This window comes from Methylosinus sp. C49 (genome assembly GCF_009936375.1).
Lineage (GTDB): Bacteria > Pseudomonadota > Alphaproteobacteria > Rhizobiales > Beijerinckiaceae > Methylosinus.
Genome location: NZ_AP022332.1, coordinates 3115504 through 3137347 on the forward strand (window position 1 = coordinate 3115504; position 21844 = coordinate 3137347).

Sequence of the window (21844 nt, forward strand, 5' to 3'; positions counted from 1 at the left end):
CGCCCCGAATCAGCCCCATTCGAATCCGCTGGCGGGCTTTTGTCCAGACCTTAAAAGGGCGTAAAGCCCCTCAGCCCAGCGCGCGCGTCGCTATGTCCGAGACATCGGCCGAAAGATCGGGCGTCGACAGAATTCGACGCAGCGTCGATTCGGCGAGCCTGCGACGGCGCTCCTCCAGCGAGCGCCAGGAGCGCAGCGCCGAGAGCAGCCGCGCGGCGAGCTGCGGATTTTTGGGATCGAGCTCCAGCACCACGCGCTCGAGCAGCGCATAGCCGGAGCCGTCCAGCGAGTGGAAGCGCGTCGGATTGCCGTTGGCGAAGGAGCCGACCACGGCGCGCACGCGATTGGGGTTGGCGAAGGAGAAATCCGCATGCTCCATCAGCCGGGCGATGCGGGCGGTGGTCTCTTCCTCTGGAATGGTCGACTGCAGCGAGAACCATTTGTCGAGGACGAGATGGTCCTTCTTGTAGCGCTGATAGAAGGCGGCGAAAGCCTCCTCCCGCGCCGCGCCCGGCACATGCGACAGCGTCGCCAACGCCGAGATGCGGTCGGTCATATTGGTCGCCTCGGCGAATTGCCGCTCGGCCAGCGCGCCGCCCGAGGCCGGATCGCCGGCGGCGAGAAGATCGAGCGCGACATTGCGCATGGCGCGCCGGCCGGCGCTGTCGGCGTCCGGCGAGAAGCCCTCCAGCGGGGCGAAGCGGGCGTGCGCCTCAGTGAGCGCCGCGCCCAAATGACGGCCGAGATCGCGCTTCAGCCCGGAGCGCGCGGCGAAGATCACATCGGGGTCGACGTCTTTGCCGATCTCACGCGCAATATCGATCTCGGAGGGCAGAGCCAGCGCCTGCGAGACGAGGCTGGGATCGCCCTCCCCCGCCTCGACGAGGCGCTTCAGCGAGTCGAAAAAGGCGCGATCATCCGACGCCGCGCCGCCGCGCGCGGCCTCTATGCGCGAGAAGATGGAGCGCAGCGCGAGGCTCTGCGCCGCCTGCCAGCGATTGAAGGAATCGCTGTCATGGGCGAGCAGGCGCTCGAGGTCTTCCGCCGATTGCGGCGGCGCGAGGCGCACGGGCGCGGAGAAGCCGCGCAGCAGCGACACCACCGGGCGCGACGGCACATTCTCGAACACGATTTTGCGCGAAGGCGTCGAAAGCTCGACGACGCCGCGGGCGCATTCTTCCGTGCTGGCGCCATTCTCGCCGGGCGCGGCGGACAGCGTCAGCTCGTCCCCATTCTCGCCAATGAGGCCGAGCGCCAGCGGAATGACGAAGGGCTTCTTCTCACTCTGCCCGGGCGTCGGCGGCGTCGATTGCTCGAGGCTGAGCGTCAGCGTCTTGGCGCTCGCGTCATAATCGCTCGCCACGGTCACGAGCGGCGTGCCGGCCTGCTCGTACCAGAGCGAGAACTGCGTCAGATCGCGGCCAGAGGCCTCGGCGAAGCAGGAGAGGAAATCCTCGACCGTCGCCGCCGTCCCGTCGAAACGCGCGAAATAGAGGTCCATGCCGCGACGGAAATCGGCCTCGCCGATCAGCGTCTTCAGCATGCGGACGATCTCGGCGCCCTTCTCATAGACGGTGGCCGTGTAGAAATTATTGATCTCGTGATAGAGGTTCGGCCGCACTGGATGGGCGAGCGGGCCGGCGTCCTCGGGAAACTGCTGCAGCCGCAGGCCGCGCACGTCGGAGATGCGCTTCACCGCGCGCGAGCGCTGATCGGCCGAGAATTCCTGATCGCGATAGACGGTCAGGCCTTCCTTCAGGCACAGCTGGAACCAATCGCGGCAGGTGATGCGATTGCCGGTCCAATTGTGGAAATACTCATGGGCGATGACCGACTCTATGCCCGCATAGTCGGAGTCGGTCGCGGTCTCGGGCGAGGCCAGAACATATTTGTCGTTGAATATGTTGAGGCCCTTGTTCTCCATCGCGCCCATGTTGAAGTCGGAGACGGCGACGATGTTGAACACGTCGAGATCATATTCGCGCCCGAAGGCCTGCTCGTCCCAGCGCATGGAGCGCACCAGCGAATCCATCGCATAGGAGGCGAAAGGCTCCTTGCCGCGCTCGACATAGATGGCGAGCGCCACGTCGCGGCCGGAGCCGGTGCGATAGCTCTCTGAAATATGGCCGAGATCGCCGCCGACCAGGGCGAAGAGATAGCAGGGCTTCGGGAAAGGATCGCGCCAGACGGCGAAATGCCGCCCGCCGTCGAGATCGCCGGAGGCGATCGGATTGCCATTGCCGAGCAGGACCGGAGCTTCGCTCTTCTCGGCCTCTATGCGCGTCGTGTAGACGCTGAGAACGTCCGGCCGATCCAAAAAATAGGTGATGCGGCGGAAGCCCTCCGCCTCGCATTGTGTGCAATAGGCGGAGCCGGAACGATAGAGCCCGCTCAATTGCGTGTTGGCGGAGGGATCAACCTCCGTCTCCAGCTCCAGCGTGAATGGCCCCTCGGGCGGGGCGCGCAGCACGAAGGAATCGGGCGTCGCCTCATAGGCCTCGGGCGCGAGCGGCGCGCCGTCCAGCGCCGCGCGCCGCAAGACCAGCCCGTCGCCGTCGAGCGCGAGCGGCGCACCCGCTCGGCCGGCGGGATTGCGCCTTATCGCGAGGCGCGCGACGACGCGCGTCTTGCTTCGATGCAGGGAAATATCGAGATCGACCGCGTCGATCAAAAACGCGGGCGGGCGATAATCGGCGAGACGAACGGCCTGGGGGGGTGGGTTGCGCATGGGACCTCGATGCCCGTCACACCTACACGCGGCCGCGCGGCTTCGCAACGGAAACGGGACCGCCGCGGCCGATTCGCGTCACGCATTGCCGCGGCGGCCGGCCTCGAACAGGAACCATATCCGTCTTTCGGCCTCGTCTATGTAATTTTCCAGCAGGCTCGCCGTGGCGACGTCGCCGCGCTCGTCGCAGAGGGAATGCGCCTCGCGCATGCGCGCGGCCAGCGCGCCATTGTCGTCGCGCAGCTCCGCCAGCATGTCCTGTGGATCGACATAATCGGCGTCATTGTCGAGAATGCGCTGCAGCCGGGCGATATGGCCGATCGAGCGCAAGGTGACGCCGCCGACCTTACGCACACGCTCGGCGATTTCGTCCGTCGTCGCGAAAATCTGCGCGCCCTGCTCGTCGAGCAGCAGATGATAGTCGCGGAAGTGCGGGCCGGAGACGTGCCAGTGGAAATTCTTCGTCTTGAGATAAAGGGCGAAAACATCCGCCAGCACGGCGTTGAGCGCGCCGGTCAGATCGCGCGTCGCCTCGGGCGAGAAGCCGGTCGGCGTCTCGAGCGCGGCCTTTTGGCGGGAACGAATTTCACGATTTGTCATGCGTCGAAACTCCTCGAGCGGAGGGCTGGATCGCTATGACCAGATATGCCGGCGCGCGCGCCTTCCCATGGCTGGGCGCGGAATTTTTGCAGAGCGTGGATTTTTATGGAAGTCGCGGCGGATTTTTCGCAGCGCCTCAGCCGGCGGAAACGCCGGGAAGCTCGCGCGCGGGCTCGGCCGCAGCCGGCTCGGCCGCCGGGCGGCGCGCCGGCAGGCGGTGGATGGTCGCCGATTCCTGGTCGTCGTCGCGGTCCATCCGCGACAGATCCTGACGCACCATCAGCACGAAGAGCGCGAAGGCGATGGCCGACATCGTTCCGATGGTCACGTCGAGGACGGAGAAGCGCCACAGCCGCGCCTCCACCACCTGCGGGCCGAGCCAGCAGGCGAAGAGGCTCCAGCCGGCGACCAGAATGCGGAACTCCGTCGCCCCCATGCCGCCATAGGACAGGCGATGCACGCCCGCCGTCGCCACGCGCAAATAAGTGTAGGAGCTCATCAGCAGATAGAGCGAGAGCACGAAAAGCGCCGACGGAAGCGTGAAATAGGGTGAGACGCCGAGGCCGACCACGATCAGGCTCTGCGCGATCAGATCGCTCGAATGATCGAGGAGGAAGCCGTAGCGCGGACGCTCGATCCCGCGGTAGCGGGCCAGAGTGCCGTCGAGCGAATCGCCGAACCAGTTCAGGAACAGGCCGGCCACCACCAGTGTGAGGAAACCGGCCGACCAATGGCTGAGCGCGAAGCCCGCCGCCGTCATCGCCGCGCCGACCAGCCCGGCCGCCGTCAGATGATCCGGCGTGGTCCAGGCGGGGAGCCGCGGAGCCAGCGCCTGCAGCACGCGCCGCTCGCCGATCGCCAAAAGGCTCGTGTTCAATCGGTTCGCCAAGAAACCCCCTCGAAAACCAAGCCCGCCCTCGCAGCCCAGACCGTGGCGAGACAGTATCGCCGGGGGCCGCGCGTCTTTTGCACCGCAATATACCGACCTTCAGCTTGCCCGCGGCTGGCCCTCGCGTCAATCGCTATCGAGCCTCCGACCGAATTTCAGACGTCCCGATAAAGGCTTCGCGCGTAAGTGGTCATTTCACCGCAGCGCCGACCGCGGCGCCCTGAATCGCCGGCTGCGTCAGCATGGAGACGAGCTGGAACGCCTTGGCGATCTCGGTCACAGGCGCATTGGACACATACAATATGTCCTTGTCCCGCATCGCGAACCGACGCGCCGTGAACAGGGACGCCGGATTGCGCATGTCGAGATGATAGGCGACCGGGATCAGCCGTTGCGAGGCCAGCAGCGGCGAAACGGTCGGATAATCCGCGATCACCGCCGTCTGCTCATAGCGCAGCACGAACAAGCCGCTCGGATCGGCGCGCTGGTCCGCGAGGCCGCCGGCCTTGCCGATCGCCTCCTCCAGAGTGATTCCCCGCGCGTCGAAAGGCACCACGGCGTTGGCCCCGGTCGCGCCGGCGACGGTAAAAGTCTGCGGCGTGCGCTCCACCGTCAGCACATCGCCCGGACGCACGAAAATATTCTCGCGCGGATTGGCCAGCAGCGCCTGGATCGGAGCCCGCGCGGTGCGGTCGCCGCGCGTCAGGCTGACGAAGGTCTCGTGCACCGGCGAGCGGAAGCCGCCGGCCTGGGCGATGACGTCCATCACACGGTCGCCGCGCAGCGTCAGCGGCACGCGCGCGCCCTGCGTCACCTCGCCCGTCACCGTCGCCGTATTGCTGATGTTGCGCGACACATTGACCAGCGCCTGCGGCTCGATCGCCTTGCCGCGCAGCCGCTCGATAATGACCGCCTCCACCTCCTGCTGGGTGCGGCCGGCGACCTGTATGCGCCCGGCGTAGGGAACCGTCACCGAGCCGTCACGCCCCACCGTCTGATCGGGAATCGCCGCCGAGCGTGAGCCCGGACTGGTTCGATCCATCGCCGGCGAGGAGAAGAGGCCGCCCGCGGCCGCCTCCCAAAGAGTGATCTGCAGCGTGTCGCCGACGCCGATCGGCTGCGAGGCCGGCGGACGATAATCGCCGAAGGAGCCGCGCAGGCCGGGCGCGCCATGCTTGGCCAGCGCCGCCACCACCTGCCCGTCGATCTCGACGAGGGCAAAGGCCGTCTCCGGCTGCGATTCGCTCGGCATGCCGGCGGTCATCACCGCATCGCCGGAAGGGCCGCTGCCCGGGAGCAGGCTGCAGCCGGAAAGCGAAGCAGCCGCCAAAACACCGAAAATACGAAGCGTCTTCAAAACCACGCCGCCCCCGACCAATGCTCCGAGCCGCTCCCGGAGCTTCGCCGCGCGCCCAAATGACCCTGTCTCTTTGGCGAAGACAAGGCCCGACGCACGGCGCCGGCGCTTTATCGCGCAGCTGTGGCCCGTGTGCTACAGGGCATGGTTAACAAAATACAGGCGCCTCGAGATCGGCTCTCGCGGAAGGAATTCGGATTTCCGACGCGAATTCCGACCGATCGGAGGATTTTCGCTCGCGAGAGAGCGCTCAAGCGGCCGCGACGACGGCGTCCGTGAAAATATCGTTGTAGATATCGATGGTGCGCCGAAAGCCCTCGGCGATGCCGATGCGCGGACGCCAGCCCAGCGTCTCCAACCGCGTCGTGTCTGGAGCGGAACGCTGAACCACGCTCGGCAGATAGCCCGAGAGCGGAACGCTCGAGCGCAGCGACAGGCCACGCTCGGGATAGAGGCCGACCAAAGTCTCGGCGAGCCCGCGGACCGAAGCGACCGCCTCGCCATTGCCGACATTATAGGCGTGGCCGGCCTCGCCATTCAGCAGCACGGCGAAGAAGGCGCGCGCCGCATCGGCGAGATAGCAGAAGGCGCGTTCGGCCGATCCGTCGCTGTTGAGGACGATGTCCCGCCCCGTCACAATGTCGCGCACGAAATCCGCGAAGACGCGGCCGTCGTCGAGCCGCATGCCCGGCCCATAAGTATGGAAGGGCCGCACGATCACCGCCTGCGTCCCATATTGCGCGCAATGGGCGACGCAGAGCGTCTCCCCCATGCGCTTCGACTCGGCGTAGCAGGCGCGCTGCGTCGCTGGATCGAGCCGGCCGAAGACCGTCTCCTCCACCGGCTGGGCCTGCGGCGGCAGCGCGCCATAGACCTCGGAGCTGGAAAAATAGAGGAAACAGGAGGCGTTCTTGCGCCGCGCGAGATCGAGCAGGCGCGAGGTCCCGATCACATTGGGCGCCGCCGTGCCGACCGGATCGACTCCATAATAACGCGGGCTCGCTTGGCTGGCGGCGTGGACGATCATATCGACCGCGCCGGGCGGATCGAAGGGCTCCACCACATCGCCTTCGACGATCGTGAGAGCGCGATTGTCGAGATGCGCGCGAAAGCGGCGCTCGGCCTTTTCCCGCGAACGAACCAGCGCCAGCACATTCGGGCCGTTGTCGGGGCGGCTTTCGGCGAGGGCGAGCAGAGTGTCGACCATCATCGCCGGCAGAAAGCCATTGGCCCCGGTCACGAGAATGGTGCGCCCGGCGAGCCGCTCCCAGGGCAGATCGGCGGCGAGAATATCGGCGATATCCGCGCGATACAGCGGATGATTCAGCAAAAGCGCGCCATCGGGAGCCGCATTCATGCGCGCGCTCCGATCTTGCGGGCGTCGCGGCCAGCGGCGAGCGCGCGCGCGCGCGCGGCGATGGCGGCGGGATCGAGCCCGGCTTGGCGGCGCAGCGTCTCGGTGTCGCCGACGAGGCTCGGAAAGGCCTGCGGCGCGGTGAGATCGAGGAAGGCCTCGCCAGTCCCGCGCGCGAGAAGCGTCTCCATGACGCCGACCGACAGCGGATTGCCGCGATAGCCCTCGAAGACCGACACGACCGGCGCGCCGGTCAGCAGCGCGGCGAAAGCCTCCGCGGGGAAAGGCTGGACGATCGGAACGCTGACGACAGCGGCCTCGATCCCCTCCCCCGCCAACATCTCCGCCGCAGCGAGACATTGCGTCACCGAGCCGCCGCTCGCCGCCAAGGTCACATCCCCTCCACGGCGCGCCGCGAAGGCCGCCGTCTGCGGCGAGAAGATCGGCGCGCCATAAGAGGCGCCGCTCTCGCGGGCGATGCGGAAATAGGCGGGACGCGGATCGTCGAGCAGCGCCGCGTAACAGCGATCGAGCTCGGCGGCGTTGCCCGGATTGGCGACGACGAGATCGGGCAGCGCCGCCATGATGGTGGCGTCCTCGAGCGCGTGATGCGACGGCCCGAGCGTTCCATAGGAGAAGCCGGCGCCGACGCCGATCAGCCGCACGGCGCGGCGCTGATAGCAGACATCGTTGCGAATCTGCTCGAGGCAGCGCGCGGTCATGAAGGGCGCGATGGAATAGGCGAAAGGCCGAAAGCCGCTGGCGGCCAGCGAGGCGGCGACCGAGACCATATTGGCCTCGGCGACGCCCATATTGACGAAGCGCTCGCCGAGCGCCTGCTCGAGCGGCTCGACGAAAGAAAAGCCGAGATCGCCTGTGAGAAACACGATTCTGGGATCGACGCTGGCGTCCGCCTCTATGAGCTCGATGATCCGCTTGCGCATCACGCGAGCTCCAGATCGGCGGCGAGCGCCGGCTTGTAATGCGAGGCGACGGTGTTCTCTATGCGGGCGACCCCTTTGCCCTTCACCGTATGGGCGAGGATGACGCGCGGACGCCCGCGCGAGGGCCGCTCGAGGGCAGCGACCAGCGCGGCCCAATCATGGCCGTCGAGCTCGATCGTCTCGAATCCGAAGCTGCGCCATTTGGCGCCGAAAGGCTCGAGGTCCATTACCTCGCGCGTCGGCGCCAGCGATTGAATGTGATTGTAATCGACGATGGCGGTGAGCGAGGAGAGCTTGCGCGCGCCGGCGAAGAGCGCCGCCTCCCAGGTGGAGCCCTCGTCGCATTCGCCGTCGGAGAGAATGCAGAAGACGCGGTGATCGCTTCCGCGCAGACGATGGCCGAGCGCAAAGCCCGTCGCCAGCGACAGGCCATGGCCGAGCGAGCCGGAAGTGGCGTCTATGGCGGGGACCGCCTCGGTGAGGCCGACATGCCCCCAGAGCGGCGTGCCGTTCTGCAGATAGACGTCGAGCAGGCCGGGCTCGACGAGGCCATATTGCTCGAGCGAGGCGTAATAGGCCATGGCCGCATGGCCCTTGGAGAGAATGACGCGGTCGCGCTCCGTCGCGCGGGCGGTCGCCGGGCGCAGATCGGAAACCGCCAGCACGGCGTCGAGAATCTCGACGACTCCGAGCGAGGAGCCGAGATGGGCGGAGTTGGCGCTGTAAGACATGGAAATGACGCGCCGTCGCGCCGCAGCGCAACGCGCGGCCGCCGCCTCGTCATTCAATAGGGGCGAATGTTTCCGGCCCTGCGCCGAGCCTGCTCTCGCCATCGGTCATGTCCTCGCCATTTTCGCGAGCACTATGCCTTTCGAAAGGTTAACGCTTGGCTTAAGGCCAGCGACTATCGCTCGGGCTTGCGCGCCGACGACGATATGCGACAATGGTAAAATCGTCCGAAGCGCAAATGATCTGGCGGAGGCAACCGCGGAGTGCGTCGCACATGAAGACCGCCGATCATAAAGCCGGGCATTATCAGAGCTTTCTGGCTCCGGCCGAACAAAGGCTCGTGCGCGCGATCGTGATCGAGCTGCCGGAATCCGTGACGCCTCTGCAGCTGACCCACATCGGATTGTTCGGGGCCTGCGTCGCCGCCCTGGCGCTCATCGGCTGCCGCTGGTCGGCGCTGTGGATGCCGCTGATCCCGCTCGGCGTTTTCCTCAACTGGTTCGGCGCGGCGCTGGACGGCCGGCTGGCGCTGCATCGCAAGGCCGCCGATCCGCAGCTCGGCCTCGTCGAGCACACGTTCGATCTCTTCTCGCAAATATTGCTGATCCTCGCCTTCGGCCTGTCGCCCTTCTTGTCGATGGAGTCGGCCTTCATCGTTCTGATCTGTTATCTGCTCTTCTCGGCCTATACTTATATTCGCGCAATCGTCCGCCACGTTCAGCAAATGGCCTATATCGGCCTCGGCGCGACCGAGTTCCGCCTGCTGATGGCGCTGTGGCCCTTCGCCGCCCACGTCATGGGAATAGACGGGACCAATGACGTCGGCTCGTCCCGGCTCGACGCAGCCATCATGATCTTGGCGGGCTTCGCCATTTGCGGCCTCGCCATAAAGGCGCTCACCGATGCGCGCCGGGTCGCGATGGACGAAAGCGGCCGGGGCGTCTGAGCCCGGCCGGCAACCGCCTTTTCCTTAAAAAAAGCCCGCTTCGGCTCGAAAGGCTTCGCGCGCCGGCGCGAACGTCGCTATGGACGCCTGCTGAGGACAGAGGAAAATAGTTTCCGAGCATTTTCTGATTCGCGTCCCGTCGGCGGGGCAGTTTTTCCCGCTGGCGAAACGATGCGGATAGAATTGTCTCGGCGGCCGAGGCGGGAGAGACGGACCAAGATGAAACTCGATTCGAGAAGCTGGGCTTTGGTCGCGAGCTGTGCGCTCGTCGCGGCCGCAGGCATGTTCGCTCTGAGCCGGGCCGGCTTTTTCTCGGCGCCGGATCCCTCCTCGCTCTGGTCATGGTCGCTCGACAATTGGGAGACGACGGCCGTCGGCGCCTCCGGCGAGCGCTTTCGCATCGCCCATGAGCCGCTCGCTCTGGCGCGCAATCTGGCGCTGATCTCCGTCTCCTTCATCGGCCTCGTGCTGGGAACGCCGCGCGTGGTGGAAATCGTCACGCGCTCGGGGCGCGGCGGCGGCGCGGTCGCTGGAGGAACGCCGGAGGAGCTCGCCAAGACTCGGCGGCTGATCGACGGCGAGCTCGGCACGATTCTCACTCTGGTGCGCTCGCATCTCGACAGCAACAAGACCTATTCCGCCGCCCTCGCGAAAGGCCATAAGGAGCTCACCACGACGACGAGCCCGGATCAGATCCGCGCTGCCATCGTGCTGCTGATCGCCGAAAATCAGAAGATGCTGCGCGAGACCGAGGAGCATCAGCGCCGGCTGGAGGACTCGCAGCGACAGATCACGCAATTGCGCGCCGAGCTGGCCGAGACGCAGGAGCTCAATGTCCGAGATTCGCTGACGCAAGTGTTCACGCGCCGCCATTTCGACGACACGCTGGCGCGCGAGGCGAAGCTCGCGGCTTCGACGGCGAGCGCCTTGAGCCTCATCATGGCCGATATCGATCATTTCAAGAAGATCAACGACGGCCACGGCCATCTCATCGGCGACGAGGTGCTGAAGAACTTCGCCAGGACGATGACCAAGCATGTCGAGGAGAAGGACACGGTCGCGCGCTATGGCGGCGAGGAGTTCGCGATCATCATGCCCTCCGTCTCCTTCGCCGAGGCGAAAATGGCGGCCGAGCGCATTCGCACGGAATTCGAGAATAAGAAATGGGCGATCAAGGGCGGCGCGCCGATCGGGCGCATCACCGCCTCCTTCGGCGTCGCCCAGCTCGCCCCGCGCGAGAGCGCGGAGAGCCTGATTCAGCGCGCAGACGCCAAGCTCTATGTCTCCAAATCGCGCGGGCGCAATCTCGTCACTGTCGACGCCGATCTCTCGCCCCGTTGAATATTTCGACCAGACTGGTAGATTTATTCGACGTGGCGCGCGAGGCGCTTTTCCCCACTGAAGGCGACGAGCATGGAGACGAGCCGTTCCGGCGCTCCGGCCGATAGCGCGGCGACGATCGCCGAGCTTTTCTATCTGAAGCCGACCGACACAAAGCCGGTCTCCTATACATTCGAGCCGCCGCCGGGCGCGGGCTGGCAGAGCGGCGAATATTTGCCGCAGCAGACCAGAATTGCCGATGCGCGCCGCCACGCCGCGGACGCCGCCATCGATCGCGAAGGATTCCAGCTCCTCGAGGCGCCGACTCTGGTCGAGGACTTCTGGAGCGAGGCGCAATTGCGCGCGATCTATTATCCCGAGACCGAGGCGCTGCTGAAGCGGGCGCTCGGCGCGCGCGACGTCCATATCTTCGACCATACGCTGCGCAAGCGCATGCGCCCCGGCCCAATGAGCTTTAGGCGCTCGGTCGACGGCTCGCCGCGCGAGCCCGTGGGCCGCGCCCATGTCGATCAGACGCTCGACTCCGCGCCCAAGCGCCTGCGCGAGATCATGGGAGATGCGGCCGAGCGCTTCTCGCGCCCGCGCTTCGCCATCATCAATGTCTGGCGGCCCTTGTTCGGCCCAGTGGAGGACGCGCCGCTGGCCGTCTGCGACGCGCGCAGCCTCGCGCCGGACGATCTCGTCGCCTGCGATCTCGTCTTCCGCGACCGGCGCGGCGAGACCTACGCCCTCGCCTATTCGCCGCAGCAGCGCTGGTTCTATTATCCGCGCATGCGGCGCGGCGAGGTTCTGCTGCTCAAATGCTATGATTCCCGCGCCGATGTGGCGCGTTTTTCGCCTCACACCGCCTTCGACGATCCGGCGACGCCGCAGGGCGCCCGCCCGCGCGAGAGCATAGAGCTGCGCTGCTTCGTCGCTTTCGACGACTGACCCTCGCCGCAAATGCGGCCGAGCCTCGAGGACGAAAAATGAACGATATTCCCTATCGCGCCGCGCTCATCGTCGGCGCCGGCCCCGGCGTCGGCGCCTCCCTGGCGCGGCGCTTCTCCGCCGCCGGACTGAAGGTGGGCGTCGTCGCCCGCGAGGCGCAGCGGCTCGGCGCCGTAGCGGCGGCGACCGGCGCCGAGGGCTTTTCCGCCGACGCTACCGATCCCGCTTCGGTCGAGGCGCTGTTCAAAGCGGCGGAGGGCAAGCTCGGAGAGATCGACGTCGTCGTCTACAATGCCGGCGCGCGCATCCGCGGATCGCTCGCCGAGCTCGATCCAGAGGCGGTGCGGCGCGCTTTCGACGTCAACGCTTTCGGCGGATTTCTGGTCGCGCGCGAGGCGGCCAAGCGCTTCGAAAAGCTCGGGCGCGGCGCGCTCTTCTTCACCGGCGCGACCTCGAGCCTGAAGGCCTATGCGATCTCCGCGCCCTTCGCCATGGGCAAGTTCGCGCTGCGGGCGCTGGCGCAGAGCGCGGCGCGCGAATTGGGGCCGAAGGGGGTGCATGTCGCCCATATCGTCGTCGACGGCGTGATTCGCGACGCCGGCCGCGTCGATCCGGCCGACGCGACGCTCGAGCCCGACGCCATCGCCGACGCTTATCTCGACCTGCTGCGCCAAAAGCGCAGCGCCTGGTCCTTCGAGGTCGAGCTTCGGCCCTGGTGCGAGAAATTTTGACAAAAGCTGAATCTACGGCGCGACAAAATGTCGCAAAGTGGACCAAGGCGTGTTATCGTGAGCCGTCGACCCAGGGCGAGCGCCCGCGAGGAGCGGCCGCTCGTCCCCATAACGACGAATAAAATGGGGAAAGCGCTCATGAACACGATTACGGCTATCCTATCGATCGTCGCGACCTGCGCCGCCGTCACTGCCGCGATCACCGCTTTCGCGAATATGTGACTTCGGACAGTCATTGGAGGGCCTGCGAGCGTTCGTTTCATGCGCAGCCCCGCCTCACTCAGGTCTCGCCGACGCAGATGCGCCGGCGAGGCGAATGATCGGCTCACGGAATCTCGTCAACATCCGCGAGCCAAGCCGCCGCGCTCGAATCGCTGGGCGCGCGCCAGTCGCCGCGCGGCGAGAGAGAGCCGCCGGAGCTGACCTTCGGCCCATTGGGCAGAGCCGAGCGCTTGAACTGGCTCGTCGCGAAGAAGCGGCGCGCGAAGACGCCGAGCCAATGCTTGATCTCCTCGACGTCATAGGCGCGGCGTTCGTTAGCGGGAACATCGACGGGCCAATGCCCGGCCGCGGAGTCGCTCCAAGCGTGAAAGGCCAGGAACGCCGTCTTGGCCGGCGCGAAGCCGTAACGCGTCGTGTAGAAGAGATTGAAGTCCTGCAGCGCATAGGGGCCGACGACATCCTCCGTGCGCTGGACGCTCGCGCCCGGCACCAGCTCCGGCGAAATCTCCGTGCCGAGAATGTCGCGCAGCACGGCGACGGTGTCGTCGCCGAAATGCGCGTCGCGCGCGCACCAGCGAATGAGATGCTGGATCAGCGTCTTCGGCACCGAGGCGTTGACATTGTAATGCGACATTTGATCGCCGACGCCATAGGTGCACCAGCCGAGCGCGATCTCCGAGAGGTCGCCTGTGCCCAGCACCAGCGCGTCATGTCGATTGGCGAGGCGGAACAGCAGAGAGGTCCGCGCGCCGGCCTGCACATTCTCATAGGTCGTGTCATAGACGGGCTCGCCGCGCGCGGCGGGATGGCCGATGTCCTCGAGCATTTGCCGGCAGGCGGCCGTCACATCGATCTCTTGCGCGGAGACGCCGAGCGCGCGCATCAGCCGCCAGGCGTTGGCCTTGGTGCGGTCGGTGGTGGCGAAGGCCGGCAGCGTATAGGCGAGAATATTCTCGCGCGGCAGGCCCAGCGCATCGAAGGCGGTGACGGCGACCAGCAGCGCGTGAGTGGAATCGAGCCCGCCCGAGACGCCAATGACGAGGCGCTGAAAATTCGCCGCGGCGAGCCGCTGGCGCAGGCCGTGCGACTGAATATTGAAGGCCTCGAAGCAGAGCTCGGCGAGGCGCGCTTCATCGTCCGGCACGAAGGGAAAGCGCGCGACCTCGCGAAGCAGGCCGAGATTCTTGTCGCGCGGCGCGTGCAGCTCGAAGGCGATGCGGCGAAAACTGGTGGCGCCGGCTTCAATATCCGCGCAATCGCCAAAAGTGACCTGACGCATGCGCTCGGCCACGAGCCTCCCCAAGTCGATGTCCGCGAGAATGAGCTGCGGATCATCGGCGAAGCGCTTCGCTTTGGCGAGCAGCGCGCCATTCTCATAGATCATCGCCTCGCCGTCCCAGGCGAGATCAGTGGTCGATTCGCCCTGCCCTGCGGCCGAATAGAGATAGGCGGAAAGGCAGCGCGCCGAATGGGCCGAGCAGAGCGTCGCGCGACAATCGGATTTCCCGACAATGGCGTTGCTGGCCGAGAGATTGAGCAGCACGGTGGCGCCGGCGAGCGCCGCCCGCGTCGAGGGCGGGATCGGAACCCAAACGTCCTCGCAAATTTCCGTATGGATCGCGAGGCCGGGAAAATCGCTCGCCTCGAGCAGCACGTCGGAGCCAAAAGGCGCGGTCTGGCCGGCGATCTCTATCTCCTCGCCGGCGATAAAGGCGCCGGAGGCGAAATGGCGCCTCTCGTAGAACTCGCGATAATTGGGCAGATAGATTTTCGGCGTGACGGCGAGGATCTCGCCGCGCCGCAGGATCAGCGCGCAATTATAGAGACGCCCGCGCCAGCGCAGCGGCGCGCCCACCGCGATCAGCGGCTGCAATGCGCGGCTCGCCTCCAGCAATCGTCCGAGCGCCGCTTCCACCGCGTCCAGCAGCGCGGTCTGATGCAGAAGGTCGTCGACGGCGTAGGAGCTGAGCCCGAGCTCGGGAAAAAGAACCAGCGAAGCGCCTTTCGCGTCCGCCTCGCGGACCATGTCGATCGTGCGCGCGACATTGAAAGCGGGATCGGCGACGCGCGTGCGCGGGCCGGCCACGGCGACGCGAACGAAGCCATGCGAATGGAGCGAGAAGAAAGGATGCGTCATGCGCGCGATTATAGGGCCGCGGCGGCCATGGCGTGAAGGCGCGGCGGCGCGCCTAATTCACGGAGATTGGTTTCGGTGAGATTATTTCGACCATGCGTCCAGCGCATCGGCGAAGACGCGCTCGCCGCCGGGGCCTTTCTCCAGCGAGATCGTCGCCGCGCGGCCGTCCTCGAGCTGCATCGGCAGATCGAGCACCATGGGCGCGCGCAACAGCACGACGTTGCGCGCCTCGCGATTGCCGCGCAGCAGGCCGATGAGAAAGGCGTTGTCGGTGATCGGCACGGGAACGCCGGCGACCTGCTCGCCCGACTGCGCCTCCGGCCGCCGCATCTGCATCGGCCCGATCGCCTTGACGCGCTTCAGCTCATTGCCCGGCCCGAGACTGAAAGACAGATTCACCGTATGCGAGGCGGACAGCGTCGGATCGAGATTCTTCTGAATAACGATCGTCGTCTTCAGCTTGGCAGTCGGGAAATCGATCTCGCCGCGGATCGCCGGCGAGACCGGCTCGCCCGGCCCGGCCGGCATGCTGTCCAGCCGCCAGACGACCGTGCCGGGGAAAGTCTTGACCTTGGCGGCCTCCTCAGGCGCCGCGACCCAGAGCTCGGCCTTTTGCGCGACGGCGACCGGCTGGCTGCGCTGCTCGGAGGGCGTGCGCGAGGGCGGCGCCGCATCGCTGTCGCCGCCGATGCGGTCGGCGAGCTTGCCGCCCTCCTCGCTCTCCACGGGGGCGGGCTCCGGCTGCAGCTTGGCGAGATCCTCGGGACGCTCGCGGAATTGCAACGCCAGAACGGCGACCAGAGCCACCACCGCGGCGAGCACGCCGCCGATGACGATGACGCGGCGCGAGACGCTGGCGGGCTCCGGCAGAGGCGGAAGCGGCGCTGGCGGCCGCTGCGGCTGAGTCGGCGCCTCATCCGCCGGGGCGGGCTTCTCGGCGGGCGTCGCTTTCTCTGCGAAGACGAGCTTTTCCGGCTTCGGCGCGGCGGGGGGCAACGCGGCGGGCTCCGCGCTTTTGGCCGGCTCTTTCCGCTCCTGCTCGGGAGCGCGAGTCTCCTTGGGCGCAGGCGCGGCGGTGGGCTCACGCCCGCTCTGCTCGCGCACGACCTCGAGCTCGAGGCGCGCAATGGCTTCGTCCAAAGCGCGGCCTTCGGCCTCTATGTCCTCCTCGGCGACGGGAGGCTGAATGCTGCGCAGCTGGTTGAACAGCGCCTTTCGGGCTCGTTCATAGACCGCTTGCCGCGTCTGAGGCGCGGATTGCGGCAGAGCGGCGACCGCGCGGGCGAGCAGCGAATAATAGTCGGCCATGGGGCTTCTAAGACCACCTCGGGCGATTCTCGTCAATCCTCGAAAGGATTACGCACGAGAATCGTGTCATCGCGCTCGGGGCTGGTGGAGAGGAGCGCGACCGGAGCGCCGATCAATTCCTCGATGCGGCGCACATATTTGATGGCCTGCGCCGGGAGATCGGCCCAGGAGCGGGCGCCGCCAGTCGTTCCCTGCCATCCCTCGATCGTCTCATAGACGGGAACCACCCGCGCCTGCGCCGATTGCGAGGCCGGCAGGCGATCGATGCGGACGCCGTCCAGAAGATAATGGGTGCATACTTCAATTGTCTCGAGACCGTCGAGAATATCGAGCTTGGTCAGAGCGATGCCGTCTATGCCGGAGGTCTTCACGGCCTGACGCGTCAGCACGGCGTCGAACCAGCCGCAGCGGCGCCGGCGGCCGGTGTTGGTGCCGAACTCGTGGCCGCGGTCGCCGATCAGCGTGCCGATCTCGTCGTGCAGCTCTGTGGGGAAAGGGCCGCCGCCGACGCGCGTCGTATAGGCCTTGGCGATGCCCAGCACATAGCCGATCGACCCCGGTCCGAGACCGGAGCCGCTGGCCGCGGAGGCGGAGACCGTGTTGGAGGAGGTCACATAAGGATAAGTGCCGTGGTCGACATCGAGCAGCACGCCCTGCGCGCCCTCGAACAAAATGCGCTTGCCGGCGCGGCGGAGGTCCTCGAGCAGCTCCCACACCGCATCCATGTAAGGCAGCACTTGCGGCGCGATGGAGAGCAGCTCGTCGCGCACGGCCGCCGGCTCGATCTCGGCCAAGCCGAGGCCACGCCGCAGCGGATTGTGATGGGCCAGCAGGCGGGTGATCTTTTCGTCCAGCGCATCCGGCTCGGCGAGGTCCATCAGCCGGACCGAGCGGCGGCCGACCTTGTCCTCATAGGCGGGGCCGATGCCGCGCTTGGTGGTGCCGATCTTCACGCCATTGCCGGCCGCCTCCTCGCGATAGGCGTCGAGCTCGCGATGCAGCGAGAGGATGAGCGGGGCGTTTTCGGCGATCTTGAAATTGTCCGGGCCAATCTCGACGCCCTGCTCGCGCAGGCGCTCGATTTCGCCGACGAGAAAATGCGGATCGACGACGACGCCATTGCCGATGACCGAAAGCTTGCCCGGCCGCACTATGCCCGAGGGCAGCAGCGCGAGCTTATAGGTCACGCCATTGATGACGAGCGTATGGCCCGCGTTGTGGCCGCCCTGGAAGCGCACCACCACATCGGCCTCGAGTGAGAGCCAATCGACGATCTTGCCCTTGCCTTCGTCGCCCCATTGGGCGCCGACCACGACCACATTCGCCATGGCGCTTCAGTCTGCTTTCTCGCGTGAGCCCAAGAAAAAGCCCCGGCGGGTAACGCCGGGGCTCGTTACGGCAGTCGTTTAGCGCAAATCGCGGAAAGCGTCAAAGGCTGCTCTCGCGGACGGTTCCGGCGAGAACGGACCCGTCGCAAAAGCGGCGCACGCGCACGCAACTGTCAGGAGGCGAACACCAGATACATCATGATCGCGAATAGGACGACCGCGGCGATTTCGACGGTTCGGCTCAAAGTCCTCATGACAAGCTCGAATGAGATGGCGTTCATGATGAAATTCCCTCACGGCGTAATTTCTGCGCGGCGTCGAGAGCGGCCCCGCTTCTGCGAGCATAGTCGCGCCGCGCGCATTGCCCGGATGTTGTCTCCGCGTGAATGTTTCGTAATGAGCGCCGTCGAAAAGCCCCGGCGCGAGTCGTCGGATCAGAAGCCGCCGGCTTCATGCCCCCGAGCCAGCGGCTCCTCCCCTGCGATCGTCGTGCGGGTCATCAATCTCCCGCTCTCCGGGTCATAGGGCGTCACTCGGTGCATCACGCCGGTATTGTCCCAGATGAGCAGATCGCCGACCTTCCACTCGTGCCGATAGACGAAGCACGGCTGCGTCGCCCATTCGGTCAGCTCGCGCAGGAGCATACGGCTCTCATCTGTGTCGGCCCCCTCGACATGCGAGGCCGTGCAGCCGAGCACCAGAGACTTGCGGCCCGATTTGTGGGTCCAGACCAGCGGATGGGCTTTGGGCGCATGGCTGCGCCAACGGCTCAGCTCCTCGTAAGAGGGCGTGGGATTGACGAGCCATTGCGCCGTCTCGACGCTGTGAACCACGCGAAGATCGGCGACCGATTTCTTCACTGTGTCCGGCAATTCGTCCCAAGCGGCGTAGCTGTTGCTGAATTCGGTCTGGCCGCCTGTCGCCGACAGCCGCTTGGCGTTGAGGATCGACGCTCGCGTCGGCGCATCGTCGGTCGCGCCGTCTATGTGCCAATAGAAAGAGCCCTTCAGATATTCCGCGGCGGCGGCGTTCACCGCTTTGTCGAGCGTGATCCGCAACAGGCCGTCATCGCCCTGCGGCATCAGCTCGCCGATGGTGCGGGTGAAGGCGCGCTGCTGCGCGTCGTCGAGATGAAGCCCGCGAAAGACGAGGACTCCGCGCCGCTCCAAAAGGTCGCGGATCTCGGTCGCACAACGTCCGCTCAGCAGCGCGGCGACGTCGATCTCGACCTGCGAGCCGATGCGCGGCGTCAGATCGAGAACCTCTAGCTTCGTTTCGGCCGAGGGCGAATTCACCGAAGTCGAGCTCATGGGATGATGCTCCGAACGGCTGCGGGTCAAAGGGTCGTCGGATCGGCGAGCTGCGCGAGCAGCGCGTCGGCGCCGTTCTCCACGCCGGCGCGTGCGGCGGACAGCGCGCCGATGCTGGCGGGAATGTCGATCGGGCTCGGATACTGCTTGGCGACATGAGCAGCGAGCAGCCGGCGCGTCGAAGCGTCCTCGATCTCGACCGCATAGGTCACCGAGCCGGTGAGCAGGCCCTCCCCGCCCCGCACCGTCTGCACGCCATTGTAGAGACCGCCGGCGAGATCGAAGCGCGACAGCGTGCTCAGGACCGGCGTGCTGGCCGCGGCGCCGGTCAAAGTCAGCTTGAGACGCAGCACGCCCGGCCCGGAGGCGGTCGTCAATGCGTAGCGGCCGCCGAGCTTCTCGGCGAATTGTCGCTGCATGAATTCGGCGAGCGCGGCCTTGTCGGCCTCCGCCAAATCCTCGAACTGATTGTCTGGACCGCGATAGATCTGCACCGGATCGACGATCAGCCTCGTGTAGCTCCGCCAATCCGTCCGCGCCGCCGCATAGCGATAGCGGACATGGCGTTCACCGTCTCGCCGATCAGGCTCGAGATAAGGCGCGGAGGCGACCCCGGAAAAGACGACCGGCTCCACGCTCGAACAGGCCGCCGCGGCCAGGCAAAACGTCACGACGACCGGCCAGGCGACCTTGTGGGATTGCAACATTCCTGTCTCCTCGTCCGAGGCCGGGCTTTGCCGTCGACCTCTCTGGACGCAGGATTAGCACCCGATTTAAAAACCGTCTAGATGGTTTGTTTTTGGCAGAAGAGCCCACTGCTTTCATAAATAATCGCGTTATTTCAGTAAGTTCCTAATCTGTCGGCGCAGACGAGGCCGGGGAGCCTCCGGATTTTTCGGCGAGGGCGGCCCAACAACGCTCGTCGAGCAGACGCTCGAACAGGCGTTCCCGCTCCTCCTCGCCGAGCGGGCAGAAGCCGAGCAGCGCGCTCACCGCCAATCCTCGGGCAGCCGCCCATCGCAGCAAAGCCAGATCCCGATCCTTGGCCTCGGCCTTTATGGCCTCGAGCGACTCGGCGTCGCTCTCGCGCGTGATCGCGAGGAGACCTGGATCCTGTCCGACGGCGCCGAAGATCGCGAAAGCGACGGAATGCGGCTCGACCAGAGTCTCGCGCAGAGTCGCGATCTGCGCGGCGAGATGCGGCTCGGATTGTCCGGCCCCGTGCTCGGCCATATAAGCGCGCGAAAAATCCGCGAAATACTCGATCTGATGCTCGAGCAGAGCCTTGAGCACGGCCTCCTTGGTGCGAAACTGATGCATCAGCCCGCCCTTGCTGACGCCGCTCTCGCGGGCGATCGCGTCAAGCGTCAAGCGCCCCGGCCCGTCACGCGCGATGATCGCCAGCGCGGCCTGAATGACCGCCTTGCGGGTTCGTTGCGACCTCGACGCATTATCCATGAATCCTCGCGTGATCTGCGCCCGCGCCACAGAGCCGGCGCTCTCTCACATATAGCGCGTTCCGCGATCGGATTGGACTGCAGAGCGTACGACGTTCTCACATTTGGTGCGGAATCCGTTCGATCGAAAGGCGAAAAATCACGGAAAACATTTGCCGAAAGCCGCGAGCAGCCGCGGGTCGCCGCGCAGCCTGATCTCGAGCGTGACCAGCGCCCATAGCAGGCTCCGCTCCTTGCGCAGAAAGCGCAGCCAGCTCTGCGCATCGGCGTGGATCACGAGATCCGCCTTTCCGATCAGCCCCTCCCCGACATCGAGCCGGCCGTCGGCGATGCGCACGGTGAGGTCCTTGCGCTCCGCGCCGCTGAAGGCGAAGTGATAGACCGCCGAGAGGCCGGCCGCGCGCTTCTTCTGAAACCGCAGCGACAGGCCCCGCGCGAAGCTCGCTATGGAGGCGGCGCGCATGCCATTGGCGACGCGCTTCACCCGCTTGTGCGGAAATCGGCGCTTCACATAATCCTCCGCGTCCGATTGCGGCGTCACATAGATCGTCTCCTCCTTCTGCTTCAGCGGATCGACGATGCTGCGCAAAAACCCGCTTCGATCGCCGCGATAGGCGCCGATCACATCCTCCCCCGCCGGACAGACAGCGAGACAATAGGCGGCCTTGTAATTCGGCCCATAGGCGAGGCTCTGCCACATGGAGACGGTCTCCGCGTCCTCGACCTTCTCGCGATAGCCGGCGGCGCCTTTCGCATCGGCGATCGTCTCCACCCAATCCATGAAGCCGCCCATGAACTCACGATAATTATGCGTGTAGCAGGCGGCGAAATCGAAACCGCCGTCCGGCGCTATCGCGCCCGTCGGACAGACGGCGACGCAGAGCTTGCAGGAGAGGCAGGGATTGTAATCGAGCGGGCGCGAATAGGCGTCGAGCGCGACATCGACGACCACCGTCCCGAGCAGAATGAAATTGCCGAATTTCGGATGAATGACATTGCGATGCACGCCCATCTTGCCGAGCCCGGCGGCGACCGCGACGGGCTTATGCGAGACGACCCACATTTTATTGGGCCAGCGCGACGCCTCCATCGGAAAGGCCATGGAAGGATAGGCCGCCCGAATCCCCATATCCTCGAGCATTCGCGTCAGCCGATGCGACACGGCGTCGGTCTCATCGCCGACGCGGTGAAACTCCACATTGGCCAGCGAGCGCGCCGGGCTGCGGATGTTTTCGCGATTCATCCGCATCACGAAAGAGACGAGCGTTCGCGCATAAGGAAAAGCGGCGAGAATCTCCGCGCGCTCGAAAGCGATCGCCGGATCGTCGATGGACACGAAGCCGACATCATCCGCGCCGGCGGAAATCGCCATCTCGCGCAAGCGTCGCGCCTCGAATGGCTCTCGCGTCAGCGGCGAAGCGATCTCATGAGCCTGCATAGACATGTGCATATGCCCCTTTTAGCGCGTGAGCTCTGCGATGCGCGCGCCTCACGAAAACTGGACCGCGATCCTTCAGGCGCGCTCTATTTCAC

18 protein-coding genes are annotated in these 21844 nt (G+C 66.0%); 4 read left to right on the forward strand and 14 right to left on the reverse strand.

The genetic code is table 11. From position 1 onward, the window contains the following. Positions 1-70: 70 nt before the first annotated feature. The 7 genes from pepN to GYH34_RS14790 all read right to left on the reverse strand — a co-directional run bounded on the left by pepN (position 71) and on the right by GYH34_RS14790 (position 8603). Positions 71-2728, reverse strand: a complete 2658-nt coding sequence (gene pepN, locus GYH34_RS14760) for an aminopeptidase N (protein ID WP_161914234.1) — start codon at positions 2726-2728, stop codon at positions 71-73. 78 nt (positions 2729-2806) lie between these two features. Continuing rightward, positions 2807-3328 carry a DNA starvation/stationary phase protection protein gene (locus tag GYH34_RS14765; protein ID WP_161914235.1) on the reverse strand — a complete coding sequence of 174 codons (522 nt, stop codon included), beginning with the start codon at positions 3326-3328 and terminating at the stop codon, positions 2807-2809. 136 nt (positions 3329-3464) lie between these two features. Then, positions 3465-4217: a CDP-alcohol phosphatidyltransferase family protein gene (locus tag GYH34_RS14770; RefSeq protein ID WP_244635137.1), complete on the reverse strand. Its 753-nt coding sequence runs from the start codon at positions 4215-4217 to the stop codon at positions 3465-3467. A 190-nt stretch (positions 4218-4407) separates the two neighbouring features. Next, entirely contained in the window at positions 4408-5481 is a 1074-nt protein-coding gene (locus GYH34_RS14775) for a polysaccharide biosynthesis/export family protein (RefSeq protein ID WP_244635104.1), read from the reverse strand. Positions 5482-5824: 343 nt separating this feature from the next. Next, on the reverse strand, positions 5825-6931 hold the full coding sequence (locus tag GYH34_RS14780; RefSeq protein ID WP_161914236.1) for an NAD-dependent epimerase/dehydratase family protein: 1107 nt from the start codon (positions 6929-6931) through the stop codon (positions 5825-5827). Beyond that, complete coding sequence (locus GYH34_RS14785) at positions 6928-7872, reverse strand: transketolase C-terminal domain-containing protein (RefSeq protein WP_161914237.1); 945 nt, start codon at positions 7870-7872, stop codon at positions 6928-6930. The genes GYH34_RS14780 and GYH34_RS14785 overlap by 4 nt, the downstream gene beginning before the upstream one ends. After that, positions 7872-8603 (reverse strand): transketolase, encoded by a 732-nt coding sequence (locus GYH34_RS14790; RefSeq protein WP_161914238.1) that lies wholly within the window; start codon positions 8601-8603, stop codon positions 7872-7874. Before GYH34_RS14790 ends, GYH34_RS14785 begins: the two co-directional genes overlap by 1 nt. A gap of 272 nt (positions 8604-8875) precedes the next feature. Between GYH34_RS14790 and GYH34_RS14795 the strand changes: the two genes are divergently transcribed. From GYH34_RS14795 to GYH34_RS14810, 4 genes are all read left to right on the forward strand, one after another. After that, complete coding sequence (locus GYH34_RS14795) at positions 8876-9547, forward strand: CDP-alcohol phosphatidyltransferase (protein WP_161914239.1); 672 nt, start codon at positions 8876-8878, stop codon at positions 9545-9547. Between the two features lie 219 nt (positions 9548-9766). Then, positions 9767-10888, forward strand: coding sequence for a GGDEF domain-containing protein (locus GYH34_RS14800; protein ID WP_244635139.1), 1122 nt, complete (start codon positions 9767-9769; stop codon positions 10886-10888). 72 nt (positions 10889-10960) lie between these two features. After that, positions 10961-11818, forward strand: coding sequence for a CmcJ/NvfI family oxidoreductase (locus GYH34_RS14805; RefSeq protein WP_161914240.1), 858 nt, complete (start codon positions 10961-10963; stop codon positions 11816-11818). A gap of 38 nt (positions 11819-11856) precedes the next feature. Continuing rightward, a complete protein-coding gene (locus GYH34_RS14810; protein WP_161914241.1) occupies positions 11857-12549 on the forward strand; it encodes an SDR family NAD(P)-dependent oxidoreductase in 693 nt (230 codons plus the stop codon). 325 nt (positions 12550-12874) lie between these two features. Here the strand turns inward: GYH34_RS14810 and GYH34_RS14815 are convergent, their stop codons facing one another. The 7 genes from GYH34_RS14815 to GYH34_RS14845 all read right to left on the reverse strand — a co-directional run bounded on the left by GYH34_RS14815 (position 12875) and on the right by GYH34_RS14845 (position 21755). Continuing rightward, a complete protein-coding gene (locus GYH34_RS14815) occupies positions 12875-14908 on the reverse strand; it encodes an NAD(+) synthase (protein WP_161914242.1) in 2034 nt (677 codons plus the stop codon). An 81-nt stretch (positions 14909-14989) separates the two neighbouring features. Beyond that, entirely contained in the window at positions 14990-16216 is a 1227-nt protein-coding gene (locus GYH34_RS14820) for a hypothetical protein (protein ID WP_161914243.1), read from the reverse strand. Between the two features lie 32 nt (positions 16217-16248). Continuing rightward, positions 16249-17544 carry an adenylosuccinate synthase gene (locus tag GYH34_RS14825; protein WP_161914244.1) on the reverse strand — a complete coding sequence of 432 codons (1296 nt, stop codon included), beginning with the start codon at positions 17542-17544 and terminating at the stop codon, positions 16249-16251. A gap of 434 nt (positions 17545-17978) precedes the next feature. Then, entirely contained in the window at positions 17979-18854 is an 876-nt protein-coding gene (locus GYH34_RS14830; protein WP_161914245.1) for a TauD/TfdA family dioxygenase, read from the reverse strand. Between the two features lie 26 nt (positions 18855-18880). After that, entirely contained in the window at positions 18881-19561 is a 681-nt protein-coding gene (locus tag GYH34_RS14835) for a DUF3313 domain-containing protein (RefSeq protein ID WP_161914246.1), read from the reverse strand. 145 nt (positions 19562-19706) lie between these two features. After that, a complete protein-coding gene (locus tag GYH34_RS14840; protein WP_161914247.1) occupies positions 19707-20312 on the reverse strand; it encodes a TetR/AcrR family transcriptional regulator in 606 nt (201 codons plus the stop codon). Positions 20313-20450: 138 nt separating this feature from the next. Continuing rightward, positions 20451-21755 (reverse strand): SCP2 sterol-binding domain-containing protein, encoded by a 1305-nt coding sequence (locus GYH34_RS14845; RefSeq protein ID WP_161914248.1) that lies wholly within the window; start codon positions 21753-21755, stop codon positions 20451-20453. Positions 21756-21844 lie beyond the last annotated feature (89 nt).

Bases quoted from the DNA above. Each gene is read 5' to 3' on its own strand.
- pepN (WP_161914234.1), bottom strand. From the start codon at position 2,728: ATGCGCAACCCACCCCCCCAGGCCGTTCGTCTCGCCGATTATCGCCCG.
- GYH34_RS14765 (WP_161914235.1), bottom strand. From the start codon at position 3,328: ATGACAAATCGTGAAATTCGTTCCCGCCAAAAGGCCGCGCTCGAGACG.
- GYH34_RS14775 (WP_244635104.1), bottom strand. From the start codon at position 5,481: ATGACCGCCGGCATGCCGAGCGAATCGCAGCCGGAGACGGCCTTTGCC.
- GYH34_RS14780 (WP_161914236.1), bottom strand. From the start codon at position 6,931: ATGAATGCGGCTCCCGATGGCGCGCTTTTGCTGAATCATCCGCTGTAT.
- GYH34_RS14785 (WP_161914237.1), bottom strand. From the start codon at position 7,872: ATGCGCAAGCGGATCATCGAGCTCATAGAGGCGGACGCCAGCGTCGAT.
- GYH34_RS14790 (WP_161914238.1), bottom strand. From the start codon at position 8,603: ATGTCTTACAGCGCCAACTCCGCCCATCTCGGCTCCTCGCTCGGAGTC.
- GYH34_RS14795 (WP_161914239.1), top strand. From the start codon at position 8,876: ATGAAGACCGCCGATCATAAAGCCGGGCATTATCAGAGCTTTCTGGCT.
- GYH34_RS14800 (WP_244635139.1), top strand. From the start codon at position 9,767: ATGAAACTCGATTCGAGAAGCTGGGCTTTGGTCGCGAGCTGTGCGCTC.
- GYH34_RS14805 (WP_161914240.1), top strand. From the start codon at position 10,961: ATGGAGACGAGCCGTTCCGGCGCTCCGGCCGATAGCGCGGCGACGATC.
- GYH34_RS14810 (WP_161914241.1), top strand. From the start codon at position 11,857: ATGAACGATATTCCCTATCGCGCCGCGCTCATCGTCGGCGCCGGCCCC.
- GYH34_RS14815 (WP_161914242.1), bottom strand. From the start codon at position 14,908: ATGACGCATCCTTTCTTCTCGCTCCATTCGCATGGCTTCGTTCGCGTC.
- GYH34_RS14820 (WP_161914243.1), bottom strand. From the start codon at position 16,216: ATGGCCGACTATTATTCGCTGCTCGCCCGCGCGGTCGCCGCTCTGCCG.
- GYH34_RS14825 (WP_161914244.1), bottom strand. From the start codon at position 17,544: ATGGCGAATGTGGTCGTGGTCGGCGCCCAATGGGGCGACGAAGGCAAG.
- GYH34_RS14830 (WP_161914245.1), bottom strand. From the start codon at position 18,854: ATGAGCTCGACTTCGGTGAATTCGCCCTCGGCCGAAACGAAGCTAGAG.
- GYH34_RS14835 (WP_161914246.1), bottom strand. From the start codon at position 19,561: ATGTTGCAATCCCACAAGGTCGCCTGGCCGGTCGTCGTGACGTTTTGC.
- GYH34_RS14840 (WP_161914247.1), bottom strand. From the start codon at position 20,312: ATGGATAATGCGTCGAGGTCGCAACGAACCCGCAAGGCGGTCATTCAG.
- GYH34_RS14845 (WP_161914248.1), bottom strand. From the start codon at position 21,755: ATGTCTATGCAGGCTCATGAGATCGCTTCGCCGCTGACGCGAGAGCCA.